Source organism: Rhizobium sp. Leaf306 (assembly GCF_001423425.1).
In the GTDB taxonomy this organism is placed as follows: domain Bacteria; phylum Pseudomonadota; class Alphaproteobacteria; order Rhizobiales; family Rhizobiaceae; genus Neorhizobium; species Neorhizobium soli.
Genome location: NZ_LMNX01000003.1, coordinates 173,006 through 187,383 on the forward strand (window position 1 = coordinate 173,006; position 14,378 = coordinate 187,383).

Sequence of the window (14,378 nt, forward strand, 5' to 3'; positions counted from 1 at the left end):
GTTACCCGTCAGGCCTGCTCGAACTCGATCAGCGCGCCCTGGAAGTCCTTGGGGTGAACGAAGATCACCGGTTTGCCGTGTGCGCCGATCTTCGGCTGACCATCGCCCAGAATCCGTGCGCCCGTCTCGACGATCCTTGCGGAGGCGGCTTTAATGTCGTCGACCTCGAAGCACAGGTGGTGGATGCCGCCGGACGGGTTCTTGTCCAGAAAGCTCGTGATCGGTGACGTCTCTCCGAAGGGGTGGAGAAGCTCGATCTTGGTGTTGGGCAGTTCGACGAAGACAACGGTCACGCCGTGCTCGGCCAAATCCTGCGGTGCGGAGACCGAAGCGCCGAGGCCGCGATACTGATCGGCTGCCGCTACCAGATCCGGCACCGCGATTGCCACGTGATTGAGCTTCCCGATCATCGTTCCTCACACATTTCTGCGCTTCCCTTCAAGGAGATCGATCACGGCGTTGGCGGCATCGAGGACGTTTGTACCGGGCCCGAACACGGCAGCGACGCCGTTTTGAAGGAGGTAGTCGTAGTCCTGTCGCGGAATGACGCCGCCGACTACCACAATGGTATCCTTCGCACCCTTGCGCCTGAGCGCCTCGACCAGCTGCGGGGCAAGCGTTTTGTGACCGGCGGCCAGCGATGACATGCCGACGACCTGGACCTTCTGCTTTATCGCAAGATCCGCAGCTTCCTCCGGCGTCTGGAACAGCGGGCCGGCCAGAACCTCAAAGCCGATATCGCCGAAGGCCGAGGCGATGACCTTGGCGCCACGGTCGTGACCGTCCTGGCCAAGCTTTGCGACCATGATCTTCGGCTTGGCCTTGGTCGACGTGTACTCGGCAAGGCGCCTGGTCAGCGTCTCGTATTCCGGGTCGCCCTCATAGGCGGGGCCATAGATATCGCTGACCACATCCGGCATGGCCGCATGGTCGCCAAATGCCTTGCGCATCGCATCCGACATCTCGCCGACCGTGGCACGCGCGCGCGCCGCCTCGACGGCAGCCGCCAGCAGATTGCCGCGTCCCGACGTCGCCACCTCGCCAAGGGCTGCCAGCGTCGCTGCTACCTTGCCGGAATCGCGCTTGCGGCGCACCTCTTCCAGCCGCTCGATCTGGCCGTTGCGCACGGCCGTATTGTCGATGGCAAGGATGTCGATATCGTCTTCCGTCTCGAGCCGGTACTTGTTGACGCCGACGATGATTTCCTCGCCGCGGTCGACCTTCACCTGGCGCAGCGTCGCCGCTTCCTCGATCAGCCGTTTCGGCAGGCCGTCGGCGACAGCCTTGGTCATGCCGCCGAGCGCCTCGATCTCCTCGATCAGCGCCCAGGCCTTTTCGCCCAACTCGCTGGTCAGGCTTTCGACATAATAGGAGCCGGCCAGCGGATCGACGACCTTGGTGACGCCTGTCTCGTGGGCGAGGATCAGCTGCGTGTTGCGCGCGATGCGGGCGGAGAATTCGGTCGGCAGTGCCATCGCCTCGTCGAGCGCGTTGGTGTGTAGCGACTGGGTGCCGCCGAGCACGGCCGACATTGCCTCGTATGCCGTGCGGATGACGTTGTTGTAGGGATCCTGCTCGGCCAGAGACACACCGGAGGTCTGGCAATGGGTGCGCAGCATCAGCGAGCCCGGCTTCTTCGGCGCGAACTCCTCCATGATCCTCGACCACAGAAGGCGGGCGGCGCGCAGCTTCGCCGCCTCCATGAAGAAGTTCATGCCGATGGCGAAGAAGAAGGACAGGCGTCCGGCGAACTCGTCGACATCGAGGCCCTTGGCGATCGCGGCACGCACATATTCGCGGCCGTCCGCCAGCGTGAAGGCCAGTTCCTGCACCAGCGTCGCACCCGCCTCCTGCATGTGATAGCCGGAGATCGAGATCGAGTTGAAGCGCGGCATTTCTCTTGCGGTGTATTCGATGATGTCGGCAACGATCCGCATCGAGGGTTCGGGCGGATAGATATAGGTGTTGCGGACCATGAACTCCTTGAGGATGTCGTTCTGGATCGTGCCCGAAAGCTGCGAGCGCTCGCAACCCTGTTCCTCGCCGGCGACGATGAAAGAGGCAAGGATAGGGATCACCGCACCGTTCATGGTCATCGACACGGACATGTCTTTCAGCGGAATGCCGTCGAACAGGATCTTCATGTCCTCGACCGAGTCGATCGCCACGCCCGCCTTGCCGACATCGCCCTCGACGCGCGGGTGGTCGCTGTCATAGCCGCGGTGGGTGGCAAGGTCGAAGGCGACGGACAGGCCCTTCTGGCCCGCGGCAAGGTTGCGCCGGTAAAAGGCGTTCGAAGCCTGCGCCGTCGAAAAACCGGCATATTGACGGATCGTCCAAGGGCGACCGGCATACATCGTCGCCCGCGGACCCCGCACGAAAGGCTTGATCCCCGGCATCGTATCGAGATGCGAAATACCCTCGAGATCATCAGCCGTATAAAGCGGCTTGATGTCGATCCCTTCAGCCGTGTGCCAGACCAGCGTGTCAGGCGAAGCCTTCAGCTCCCGCTCGGCAAGAGCTTTCCAGGCCTGGGTCTTTTCCCCGTTATCTTTTGACAAAAGCATCCCCCTCAGCGCTTCGTTTCAATCGACAGCCTATCAGGTATCGCCTCAGCCAGCCGGGTCAAGCCTTTCCAAAGAACTACGGGTTCAGCTTTTCGAGATGAAGGAGCAATCCGCTGTGATCGAGCGGCCCACCGCCGCCCTCGACGAAATCGGTGAACTCCGCCCTCACCCCACTTGTCAGCGGCAGCGTGAGGGAGAGGGCGTCGGCAACGTCCATGACGGCGTTGAGATCCTTCAACTGGTTCTTTGCCGTGCCACCCGGCTCGAACGTCCGCTCGACCATGCGGCGACCATGAATTTCGAGGATGCGACTGTCGGCGAAACCGCCGCGGATCGCGTTGCGGAAGGCTTCGCGGGAAGCGCCACCGGCCTCGACAAGGATCATGGCCTCGGCCACGGCGCCGATCGTGACTGCAACGATCTGCTGGTTGGCGAGCTTGCAGATCTGTCCCGCGCCGCTCGGGCCCACATGCGTTACCCGACCCATTGCCGAAAACACGTCGTGGAGGCTCGCGACCACATCCGCATCGCCGCCCGCCATGATCGCCAGCGTGCCGGCCTCGGCACCGACGACACCACCGGACACCGGCGCATCCACATGGGCAACGCCCAATTCCTCAAGCTTTGCTGAATGCTCCTTGGCAATGGCCGGCGCAATCGAACTCATGTCGATCACCTTGGCGCCCTTAGCCAGACGCTCGGCACAACCGCTTTCGAACAGCACGTCGCCGACGGCCTTGCCATCCGTCAGCATGGTGATGACGATATCTGCGCCATCGACGGCCTCTGCCGGTGATGCCGCGACCGTCGCGCCATCACTCTCGAGAGCCTTGGCCTTATCCGGATTGCGGTTCCAGACGGTGAGAGAATATCCCGCCTGAAGCAGCCGGCGCGCCATCGGCGCACCCATCAGACCTGTTCCGAGGAAGGCAATCTTTTCCGAGGGGTTTGCGACAGTCATTGCAGCTTCCCTCCAAGTTCATCCTCGATATGAACCTGGATGATCTCGTCGAAGTTCTTCTCGGCCGTAAACCCCAGTTCGATCGCGCGTTTTCCCTCGAAACCCGGTGCCCAGCCTGCGACCATCTTCATGATCATCTCGTTCGGCTCGCGCCGGATGAGGCTGACCGCCTTGTCGCCCGCAATGCGCCGCAATGCTTCGATCTGCTCGCCGACCGTGGCGCTGACGCCGGGCATGGAAAGGCTTCTCTGCGACCCGAGCTGCGCCAGATCGAGATCCGCCGCATGGACAAGATACCCGACCGCCGAGCGCGGCGACGTGTGCCAGTGGCGGGTGCTTTCAGGCACCGGCAGAATGGCTTCCTCACCGATCAGCGGTTCGCGCAGGATGTTCGAGAAGAAGCCGGATGCGGCCTTGTTCGGCTTGCCCGGGCGAATGCAAACGGTCGGCAGGCGAATGCCGATGCCGTCGAAAAATCCCCGACGCGAATAGTCTGCCAGAAGCAGTTCAGACATCGCCTTCTGGGTGCCGTAGCTGGTGAGCGGCGTCAGGTGGAAATCGTCCGGGATCGACAGCGGCAAGGGCGCGCCGACCACGGCGATGGACGATGTGAAGACCACGCGCGGCTTGTAGCCGTCAGCCTGGTGGGCCAGGCGGATCGCATCGAACAGATAGCGCGTGCCGTCGAGATTGATCCGGTAACCCTTGTCGAAATCGAGTTCGGCTTCGGCCGAGACGATGGCTGCGAGATGATAGATCAGATCCGGGCGACCTTCGACCAGGGTTTCGGCGACGCCCGGCGTCGACAGATCCACCGCGAAACTGTCGATCGCCACGGTGGTTTCGGGTTTTTCCGGACTGACCACGTCGACCAGCGTCAATTTTTCGATCGCGGCGCCACCGACCGCTCCCTCCCGAAGCAGCCGCGTCGTCAGTTTGCGCCCGACCATTCCGGCCGCGCCGATAATCAAGATATGCATGGAACCTCCCTTTTCCGAAGAGTTCGCAGAACGTTGCGAACCCGGCATGATTTTTCTTGTACGGTTGTCTGATAACCTTATATGGTTTGTCCAGCCTTACCGGGTGAAAAAGAGGTTATCAAGAAGCCGCGCCTTTCCAAAGAGCGGACGGATGAGCCCAAGGGAGAGACACCATGGCATTGGATCTTGAGGATAGCCCGGCCATGTCGCTGACCGCCTCGTTGGGCAGCGACATCGTGATCCGCGACGAGATGGAGATTGCACGCTACTGCCGCGACTGGCACGGCGACGTTTCCAGCAGCGCCGTTGCCGTGCTCCGGCCGCGCTCGACGCAGGACGTCGCCGCCTGTGTCGAGGCCTGTCGTGCGCTGAACCTGGCGATCGTTCCGCAAGGCGGCAATACCGGCCTCGTGCTCGGCGGTACGCCTGATGATCCAGCACGCCAGGTCGTCATCAGCCTCGAGCGGATGAACGCGATCCGCAATATCGACGCAGACGATTTTTCCGCCGTGGTCGAGGCGGGGTGCATCCTCTCCGAACTCAAGGACGCGATCGCCGACAAGGCGATGTTCTTTCCGCTTGCGCTTGGCGCGCAGGGCAGCTGCCGGATTGGCGGCAACGTCTCGACCAATGCCGGCGGCATCAACGTGCTGCGCTACGGCATGACCCGCGAGCTGGTGCTCGGACTTGAAGTGGTGCTGCCCGACGGCTCGATCCTCAACGGGCTCTCGACGCTGCGCAAGGACAACCGCGGCATAGACCTCAAGCAGTTGTTCATCGGTGCCGAGGGCACGCTCGGGATCATCACTGCCGTTTCGGTCAAGCTTTCCCCCTACCCCGATCAGGTTGCGACTGCGCTGCTCGGCCTCACCTCACTCGAAGACGTCATTAGTCTTTATCGGCGGGCGCGCCGGGATTGCTGCGATCTGATGTCGGCCTTCGAATTCATGCCGCCGCTCGCCCTGACACTCACGAGAGAAGCGATCCCCGACCTGCCCTTGCCGATGTCGGGCGATTATCCCGCCTATGTCCTGATGGAGATTTCCGGATCCGGCCTTGTCGATATCCAGGACCTGATGGAGCGCTTTCTGGAAGGCGTGATGGAGGACGGTCTTGTTCTCGACGGGACGCTCGCATCCTCTCAGGCACAGGCGAAGAACCTCTGGCTGATCCGCGAGGGCATGAACGAGGGACAGGCAAAGCGCGGCGCGCACATGCGAAGCGATGTCTCCGTCCCGCTCTCGAAGCTGCCGGCCTTCGTCCGTGATGCCGAACAGGCGATCCATGCCGCCCTGCCCGATTGTATCTGCGTGTCCTACGGCCATGTGGGCGATGGCAACGTGCATCTCAACTGTCTGCCGCCTTCGGATCTTTCGGCAGCGGACAAGGCTGAACGGATCTATCGGTCGAAGACCGTGCTCAACGAGGTGGTCGATCAATATGCTGGCAGCATGAGCGCCGAACACGGCATCGGCCGCTTGAAGCAGATGGATTTCGATGTCAGGCTTCCCGAGACAAAACGCAGGTTGCTCACGGCGATCAAGCGGGCGATCGATCCCGACCTCGTCATGAACCCGGGATGCCAGTTGAATTTGTTGGCAGAGTCGTAGAAACCATCCGGAACAGGAAGGCGGCCTTGGCTTTGACGGATTTCAATCAGATCAGGCGCAACGCGCATCTACCGGCCCGGATCGCCGCGGAAATCGGACGCGAGATCGTCGAGGGGCGGATCGCGTCCGGAGAAAAGCTGCCGACCGAACATCTTCTTGCCCAGACATTCGGCGTCAGCCGGTCGGTCGTTCGCGAAGCCATCGCACAGTTGCGCAATGAAGGACTGGTGGAGACACGCCAGGGCGTCGGTGCCTTTGCAACGGAAAAGGATCGTCGCCAGATGATCCGCGTCGAGCCAGCCGATCTGACCGATCCGGAAAATTTCCGCGACCTGTTCCAGCTGCGTCTCGCGCTTGAGGTCGAGGCGGCCGCGCTTGCCGCCGTCAGCCATACGCCTGATGATCTCAAGCGCCTCGACGAGGTTCTGGCGCAGATGACCGGTGCCGCCAAATGGACAGAGGAAGGCATCGTTGCCGATCTCGCCTTCCACCGCGCTGTCGCGGCTGCGACCCGCAACGATTATTTCATCCAGTTCATCGGCTTTATCGCCGAGCGGATCCAGCTCACCATCAACGCCGCGAGGGCCAAGGCCGTGCTGGAAGAGATCGTGGAAGTGACGATCGCCGAGCATGTGGCAATCCGCGACGCGATTGCGGCCCGCGACGCATCCCGGGCCAGAAGCGCCATGCGCGACCATCTCGATGGCGCGTCCGGCCGTCTCAATCTGGAACTCACCGTTCCCTGAGCGCAGACCTCAAAAGGCCAGGGCGGGGGGAGGTGTCCCYCCCCCCGCCCTGCCTGAAGTTATTCTGCCGCGATAGCTGCGGTGCGGCTGTTCAAGGCCATCAGGCCCTTTGCCCGTTCCAGACTTGCGGGCTGTTCGGCGTGGTAGCGCCGTCCGATTTCCATCATCAGCACGGTGCCGGGCAGGAAGGTGAGTTCCGAGAAGATATCTTCCCAGTCGATGTCGCCCCAGCCGAGCGGCATGTGCAGATCGCCGATGCCGAGCGCTGTATTTTCCTGCACGTGGTAACCCTTGTAGAAAGCCTGCGGGCGGCCGAAGCTGTCATGGACATGCAGATGGCCAGCAACCGGCGCCATGGCCCGCAGCTCCTCGCGGAAATTCAGGCCGCGATAGGTCGATTCGAGATAGGCATGGCTGAAGTCGATCAGCGCCACGAGGTTCGGATGCCCGACCGTCTTCACCGTTTCGGCGATCTGGGTGGGCGTCTGGCGATACTGGCCGGGCTCCGTGGTGAAGATGTTCTCAAACGCGACCCTGACACCGTAAGGCTTGCAGAATTCGGCGAGTTCGAACAGCGCTTCGCGTTCGCGGGCGTCGGCCTCGGCACGCTCCATGATCTGCTCGGCACGGAGGTTACCGCCGTGCTGGACCAGGATGCCGGCACCGATCCGGTCGCAGATCTGCGCAAGCGCCTTGGCGGCGTCGAGCTGGTAGCGGCAGGTTTCCGGCTCCATGAAGTTGGAGGACACGAGGCCATGAACCGTGTAGCGGAAGTCAAACTGCTTCGTCAGCGCGACGAGCCGTTCGGCCCGCTCGTCGATGATCCGGCCGCCCGAGATCAGATCGAGGCTGGTGAGCCCAAGTTCGACGGTATCGACGCCGATCTCGCTCAGGATCCGCAGTTCCTTTTCTAGGCTTTCAAGTTCTCCATTGGTGGAGCCGGCATTGAAGCCTGTGCCGATGATGTTGCTCATTGTCATATTCCCTTTCAGGCAGGTTCGGATTGGAACTGGGTTTCGCGTCGCAGATCGAGCGCGAGGTCTGGGCTGTCGGAGGTCAGGTGACCGATGCCCCGTTCGAGCCAGCGCCGGATCAGCGCCTCGTCGTTCAGGGTCCAGACGCAAAGGTTTTCGATCGGAAGCTTGCGGGTGATAAGCTGCCATTCGGCATCCATCAGCTCGTGGTGGATGGCAACAATATCGGCGAGGCCGTCGACCTTCTCAAGGAAGCGTTCAAGGCCGTCCTGCTTCTCGGCCCATGCCGCATTCACCGATACGAGGCGCGCAATATCAGGAGCAACACGCCGGCATTCCTCGAGAACGGAAAGATCGAAGGAGGTCAGATGGCAGCGCTCCGCCAGACCGAACCGCTCGATTTCGGCCACGACTTTCTCGGTGATGCCCGGATAGGGTTGCTGTGCTTCGTCGGACTTGATTTCCACATGCAGCTGCTTGCCCTCGGATTCCGCCAGAACGGCGAGAACGTCGGCCAATGTCGGCACCGTGTCATCAGAACCGGAGAGATGCGTTTCGCCGCGCATGTCAGGTGTCAGCGAGCGGACGGGACCGCTCTTGTCCGTCGTGCGATCGAGCGTCGCGTCGTGGATCACGACCAGTTCGCCGGTATCGGTCAGGTGCACGTCGAATTCGATCGCATCCACACCGAGCGCCAGAACGTTGCGAAAGCCGGTCATGGAGTTTTCGGGCCAGAGATTGCGGGCTCCCCGGTGGCCGGTGATCTTCGTCATTGTCGTCTCCTGGAATGTCATCAGCGAAGGGTCGGATCGAGCTTGTCGCGCAGCCAGTCACCGACGAGCGAGATGGAAAGCGTCGTCACCATGATGACGAAGGCCGGCGCCAGCATGATCCACGGCGCCCGCGTCAGGTATTCGCGGCCGAAGCCGACCATGTTGCCAAGGCTGGTTTCCGGCGGCTGCACACCGAGGCCCAAAAACGAGAGCCCGCTTTCCATCAGGATGATTTCCGGAAAGGTGAGCGTCATTGAGACGATCAGGGTCGAGGCAACGTTCGGCAGGATGTGGTGAAGATAGACGCGGCCAGGCGTGGCGCCGAGCTGCACAACGGCAGACGCATAGCCTTGCGCGCTGGCCGAGATCGCGAGGCCGCGGGCGATGCGGGCATAGCGCTCCCAGCCGTAAAACCCCATCAAACCGATCAAAAGCGGCATCGACGAACCGAAGAAGGCAAGCACGGCGAGCGACATGATCAGGAACGGAAGGGCCGCCTGGAAATCGGCGAGAACGAGGACAAGATGCTCGACCGCGCCCCGAAACTTTGCCGCGGCAAAGCCGAGCACGGTACCGAACACGGCGGAGATGATCGTTGCACCAAAGGCGATCGCCAGCGACACACGGATCGACTGAAGCAGGCGCGACAGGACATCGCGCCCCAGCTCATCCGTACCCAGCAGATGCGCGGGATTGCCCGGCAGCGACAGACGGGCGCGCAGATCCATGGCGGTAATGCCATAGGGGCGGATGACGTCTGCAAACACGGCAACCACCACCATCCCGACCAGCCAGACGATGCCGAAGGTAACGGAGAACGGAACCTTGCGGACCTGCTTGATGAAGCGGGTGAAGAGAGACAAGTTGGGTGATTGTGGGCGGGCGATATCGGTAACAGTCATGACCGGCCTCCTCTCTAGTGAGCGCTCTGGGCGCGAAGCCGTGGATCGAGAAAGCCGTAGAGCAGGTCGACGATAAGGTTCGACACGACCATGGTGGCGGCGACCAGGAGCAGGATGCACTGGACCACAGCGAGATCCCGGTTGCTGACCGAGACGACGAGCAGGCGACCTATGCCGGGCCAGGAGAAGATCGATTCCACCACGACCGCGCCGGCGATCAACGTGCCGACCATGAACCCGACGATGGTGACGATCGGAACAGCGGCATTCGGCAGCGCATGCTTCCAGACGACATCCTGCCACTTCATTCCCTTGGCAGAAGCCGTGCGGATATAGGGCTGGCCCATCACCTCGATCATCGCACTTCTCGAAAAGCGCGCGAGAATGCCGATACCGCCGATGCTCATCGTCAGCGTCGGCAGGATGCCGTGCTGCCAGGTGTCCTGACCGCCGGATGGAAGCAGCCCGAGCGTGATCGAAAAGATCAGCACCAGAAGCAGGCCCATGACGAAGGACGGAATGGTGAAGCCGAAGATGGCGGCGAGGATAACGCCGCGATCGATCGCGCTCTGGCGATGCAGCGCGGCATAGACGCCGGCCGGGATACCGATCACGACCTTCAGGAACAGTGCCGGGATCGTCAGCTGCAGGGTCGCCGGAATGCGCTCGATCACCAGCTGCATGGCGGAAGCCTTGTCACGCATGGAGACGCCGAAATCGCCGGTGAAGATCGCCCGGATATAGGACAGGTACTGGATCCACAGCGGCTGATCGAGGCCCCAGGCCTTGCGGAAGGCATCGACGGATTCCTGCGGAACGTCAGGACCGAGCATGACCTGCGCCGGATCACCCGACAGCCGCAACACGACGAAGGCAAAGGTGATGACAGCAAGGATGGTGATCAGCGCGCGAAGGAGGCGGATGGAAGCGAAACGAAACATCGGGAATTCCTTTAGGCCGCGACCGACGCCTCGGCGCGGGTCACCATGTGACAGGCCGCGGTTCGGCCATCGGCAACCGACAGAAGCTGCGGCACGCTGGTACGGCAGATATCGGCGGCAAGCGGGCAGCGGGGATGGAAGGCACAGCCGGATGGGCGGTTGGCAGGGTTCGGCGGCTCTCCCTGCAGGATGACGCGGCCTTGAAGTAGCTTGCCCGGCACCGGCACACTGGAAACCAGCGCCTTGGTATAGGGATGCAGCGGCGTCTTGAAGATGACGTCCGAGGATGCTTCTTCGACGATACGGCCGAGATACATGACGGCGACGCGGTCGGCGATATTGCGGACCACCTTCAGATCATGGCTTATGAACACCATTGCGATGTGGTTTTTCTCCTGCAGGTCGCGCAGCATGTTGACCACCTGCGCCTGGATCGACACGTCGAGCGCCGAGACAGGCTCGTCGCAGACCAGAAGCTTCGGCCGCGATGCAAGCGCCCTGGCAATCACGGCGCGCTGACGCTGACCGCCCGAAAGCTCATGCGGATAGCGACCCGCCTGATCGGGTCTCAGACCCACAGCCGACATCAACTCGGCGACGCGCGTTTCCCGATGGGGTTTCGGCACGAGATTGTGGATGGCGAGCGGCTCGCCGATCTGCTCGGCAATCGTCAGACGGCGGTCGAGCGCAGCCAGCGGATCCTGATAGACGAACTGCATTTTTGCGCGCAATGCACGCCATTCCGGCGTTGCGAGCTTCGGCATCGGTTTGCCTTCGAAGAGAGCCTGCCCTTCCTGCGGCGGATCGATGCCGAGCAGCATGCGGCCGAGCGTCGACTTGCCGGAACCGGATTCGCCGACGATGCCGAGCGTCTCTCCCGGCATGACCTTCAGATCAATGCCATCGACGGCTCGCACCGGTGTCGCGCGTCCGAACATGCCCTGGCGAACTTCGTAGGTCCTGACCAGACCTTTCGCTTCGATGAGAGGGGTTTTGAAGTGCTCGTTCATGACAGCGGCTCCAGAACGCGGGCCTCAGCCGGATGTGTAACGCCGATCGGAGGATGTGAACCGACGGGATGGTGACAGGACAAAAGCCGCCCATCATCCGTGGAGTGAAGAGCCGGCATGCGGGTCCGACAGTCGATTGCGGCATGCGAACAGCGCGGCGAGAAGGCGCAGCCTTCCGGCAGGTCGCGTGGATTGGGCACCGTGCCCGGAATGGGGATCAATCGTTCGCGCGGACCATCCAGACGCGGAATGGCATCGAAGAGACCGCGCGTATAAGGATGGCGCGGGTTGTCGAACAGGGCCTGGATCGTCCCCTGCTCCACGATACGGCCGGCATACATGACGCAGGCGCGTTCGCAGACCTGCGAGACGGCGCCCAGATCATGGCTGATAAAGATCGTCGCCATGCCGGTTTCGGCGCGCAATGCGATCAGAAGATCGAGGATCTGGGCCTGGATCGTCGCGTCGAGAGCCGTTGTCGGCTCGTCGGCAACGAGAAGATCCGGCTCGCCGGCAAGCGCCATGGCGATCATCACGCGCTGACACTGGCCGCCGGAGAATTCGTGGGGAAAGAGTTCGATGCGCCGGCGGGCATCGGGAATGCCGACCATGTCGAGCAGCCTCAACGCTTCGGCCTTTGCTGCCTCCCCGTGAAGGCCGCGATGGATCGCCAGTGCTTCTGTGATCTGGCGACCGACGCGCAGAACCGGATTGAGCGAGCTGGACGGATCCTGAAAGATCATTGCGATCCGCTTGCCGCGTACGCCTTCGAGCACGTGTCGTGGCTGTGCGAGGATTTCCTGTCCGTCGACGCGGACTGATCCGCTGACCGTTGCTTTTCCGGGCAAAAGCCCGAGTGCCGCGAGCCAGGTGACGGACTTGCCGCATCCGGATTCACCCACAAGGCCGATCGCCTCTCCGCGGGCGATATCGAGATCGATACCATGCAGTACCTGAACGCCGTCGAAAGCGACCTTCAGGCCGCGCAGTTCCACAAGGTTTTTCACCATGGAACGCACCTCCATTTTATAAGCAGATGCGCCGGCCGCGATTTTCGCGGCCGGCGTGAGACATCAGAACGATCAGGCGTTCCAGTTGGCTGTGCGGAAGTCCATCGCGAAGGCAGGTGCTGCCTTCCACTTCAGAGACTTCTTCATGCCGGTAAAGACGGCGTTCTGGTGCAGGACCTGATAGGCCGGGTCTTCGCGCTCGCAGATTTCCAGCATGCGGGCGAAAGCCTTGTGTCGCTGGGCGCGGTCGGTCGAGGTTTCCATGATGACGGAAAGCTTGTTGACCTCCTCGTTCGTCCAGTCCTTCTTCTGCTGCGCTTCGCCGTTTGGTCCGAACTGGACGACGAGTGGCGTGATCGGATCGTTGATCGTGTTGCCTGCAGACCAGTCGCGCACGCCTTTGACACCAGCCGGATCGTGGATCTGCGCCCAGTTTTCCTTCATCTGGATCTCGACGTTGAGGCCAACCTGCTTCCACATCTCAACCATGATCTGCGCGTTCGCAGTCTGGTTGGTGTAGTAGTTGTTGAGAAGGCGGTACGGGATCGCGTCGCCCTTGTAGTTGGCTTCCTTGAGAAGCTTGCGAGCAAGTTCCGGGTTGAATTCCGGAGCAGCCCAGCCTTCGACATACATGTTGGATGTCTTGAAGGATTCGAACTGAAGCCCGGCCGGAACAACAGTCTGACCTGCCCACAGCGCTTCGACGATCGCCTGACGGTCGATCGAGTGCGTCATCGCGCGACGAACCAGCGGGTTGGCGAGAACCGGGTTCTGCGTGTTGAATGTGGAGATGCGGTGGTTCCAGATGGTCGAGCTCTGGACTTCGAGGCCGGGAGCGGCCTTGATTGCGGCGATCTGGTCTGGCGGCAGGTCGCAGGCGAAGTCGTATTCGCCTGAGAGCAGGCCGTTGACGCGGGATGCGACTTCCGGAACCTCGACGAAGCGGATCTGCTGCAATGGCGGACGGCCACCCCAGTATTCATCGAAAGCAACGAGCGTCAGCGACACGTCAGGCTTGAATTCGGAAACCATGTAAGGACCGGTCGTGACCGGCTTGCGAGCCCAATCCGTATAGCTCTTGGCTTCGTCCCAAGCGCGGCGATTGGTGATCTGGCTGCCGAAGGAGTAGAGACGGCCTTCGAGCGTGATGTCAGGCGTCGCATTGTGGAAACGCACGGTGTGCTTGTCGACAATCTCAACGCCTGCCAGCGCTGGCCACATGCGGCGGCCGACGCCCGGTACGATCGCCGGAAGTTCCTTGGCGGTATTGGGCTTGTTGTCCGCTTCAAAGACAGTCTTGCCGCCCTTGGGCTCGGTGCTGCCAAAAACACGTTCCTTGGAGAAGGAGAACGCAACATCTTCAGCGGTCAGTTCGTCGCCGTTGTGGAATTTTACGCCCTGGCGCAGCTTCAGTTCGAGCGTCTTGTCGTCGATGCGCTTCCATTCGGTTGCGAGGCTGGCAACAGGTCCCTGATTGCCCATCCAGTCGCGGCCGATCAGGCCTTCCCAGAGGTTCGGGAAAAACACGCGCTCTCCGACGTTCGACTGTTCGTTCCAGACGTCGAGCGTGTTGTTGTTGGTGATCTTCTGAACGGCAATCGTGACCGATGGGCGTGTCGACTGGCTGAAGGACATGCGTGGCAGGACGATGGTGCCGGCTGCGGCTGACATCAGCCCCAAGGCGTAGCGACGGTTGATAGAAAGCATTGGATCTCTCCTGTGGGCGAGTGAATGCGTTCACGGAAAACACAATGGTTTCCGCGTCAGATGCCACTCGAAATCGACAAACAAATTTGAGCCGGCTGGCCGCGTGTTTCGGGAGGACCTCAACCGCGCCGCTGACTTGGCGTAGCTCTAGGGGACCAATGTTACGCGGATGTGACGTTTGCCTGTGTGTTCGATTT

13 protein-coding genes are annotated in these 14,378 nt (G+C 61.8%); 2 read left to right on the plus strand and 11 right to left on the minus strand.

The annotated features are described in order from the left end of the window. Positions 1 to 8: 8 nt before the first annotated feature. The 4 genes from mce to denD all read right to left on the minus strand — a co-directional run bounded on the left by mce (position 9) and on the right by denD (position 4,508). Positions 9 to 410: a methylmalonyl-CoA epimerase gene (gene mce, locus ASG19_RS14315; protein WP_062458532.1), complete on the minus strand. Its 402-nt coding sequence runs from the start codon at positions 408 to 410 to the stop codon at positions 9 to 11. A gap of 6 nt (positions 411 to 416) precedes the next feature. Next, the gene (scpA, locus tag ASG19_RS14320) at positions 417 to 2,561 is read right to left on the minus strand and encodes a methylmalonyl-CoA mutase (RefSeq protein WP_244476179.1); all 2,145 of its coding nucleotides are present in this window, start codon (positions 2,559 to 2,561) and stop codon (positions 417 to 419) included. A gap of 82 nt (positions 2,562 to 2,643) precedes the next feature. Further along, positions 2,644 to 3,528 carry an NAD(P)-dependent oxidoreductase gene (locus ASG19_RS14325; RefSeq protein ID WP_062458538.1) on the minus strand — a complete coding sequence of 295 codons (885 nt, stop codon included), beginning with the start codon at positions 3,526 to 3,528 and terminating at the stop codon, positions 2,644 to 2,646. Next, positions 3,525 to 4,508, minus strand: coding sequence for a D-erythronate dehydrogenase (gene denD / locus ASG19_RS14330; protein WP_062458540.1), 984 nt, complete (start codon positions 4,506 to 4,508; stop codon positions 3,525 to 3,527). The genes ASG19_RS14325 and denD overlap by 4 nt, the downstream gene beginning before the upstream one ends. A gap of 173 nt (positions 4,509 to 4,681) precedes the next feature. Between denD and ASG19_RS14335 the strand changes: the two genes are divergently transcribed. Continuing rightward, on the plus strand, positions 4,682 to 6,118 hold the full coding sequence (locus ASG19_RS14335) for an FAD-binding oxidoreductase (protein ID WP_062458543.1): 1,437 nt from the start codon (positions 4,682 to 4,684) through the stop codon (positions 6,116 to 6,118). Positions 6,119 to 6,144: 26 nt separating this feature from the next. Further along, a complete protein-coding gene (locus ASG19_RS14340; protein WP_062458546.1) occupies positions 6,145 to 6,864 on the plus strand; it encodes a FadR/GntR family transcriptional regulator in 720 nt (239 codons plus the stop codon). Positions 6,865 to 6,923: 59 nt separating this feature from the next. On the opposite strand, the gene ASG19_RS14345 is transcribed toward ASG19_RS14340, so the two are convergent. From ASG19_RS14345 to ASG19_RS14375, 7 genes are all read right to left on the minus strand, one after another. Next, positions 6,924 to 7,838, minus strand: a complete 915-nt coding sequence (locus ASG19_RS14345; protein WP_062458550.1) for a TIM barrel protein — start codon at positions 7,836 to 7,838, stop codon at positions 6,924 to 6,926. 14 nt (positions 7,839 to 7,852) lie between these two features. Continuing rightward, a complete protein-coding gene (locus tag ASG19_RS14350; protein ID WP_062458555.1) occupies positions 7,853 to 8,611 on the minus strand; it encodes a glycerophosphodiester phosphodiesterase family protein in 759 nt (252 codons plus the stop codon). Between the two features lie 20 nt (positions 8,612 to 8,631). After that, complete coding sequence (locus ASG19_RS14355) at positions 8,632 to 9,513, minus strand: ABC transporter permease (protein WP_062458558.1); 882 nt, start codon at positions 9,511 to 9,513, stop codon at positions 8,632 to 8,634. 14 nt (positions 9,514 to 9,527) lie between these two features. Further along, positions 9,528 to 10,454 carry an ABC transporter permease gene (locus ASG19_RS14360; protein ID WP_062458560.1) on the minus strand — a complete coding sequence of 309 codons (927 nt, stop codon included), beginning with the start codon at positions 10,452 to 10,454 and terminating at the stop codon, positions 9,528 to 9,530. A gap of 11 nt (positions 10,455 to 10,465) precedes the next feature. Then, positions 10,466 to 11,464 (minus strand): ABC transporter ATP-binding protein, encoded by a 999-nt coding sequence (locus ASG19_RS14365; RefSeq protein ID WP_062458562.1) that lies wholly within the window; start codon positions 11,462 to 11,464, stop codon positions 10,466 to 10,468. Continuing rightward, complete coding sequence (locus ASG19_RS14370) at positions 11,461 to 12,474, minus strand: ABC transporter ATP-binding protein (protein ID WP_156466518.1); 1,014 nt, start codon at positions 12,472 to 12,474, stop codon at positions 11,461 to 11,463. The genes ASG19_RS14365 and ASG19_RS14370 overlap by 4 nt, the downstream gene beginning before the upstream one ends. A gap of 72 nt (positions 12,475 to 12,546) precedes the next feature. Beyond that, positions 12,547 to 14,181, minus strand: coding sequence for an ABC transporter substrate-binding protein (locus ASG19_RS14375; RefSeq protein ID WP_062458567.1), 1,635 nt, complete (start codon positions 14,179 to 14,181; stop codon positions 12,547 to 12,549). Positions 14,182 to 14,378 lie beyond the last annotated feature (197 nt).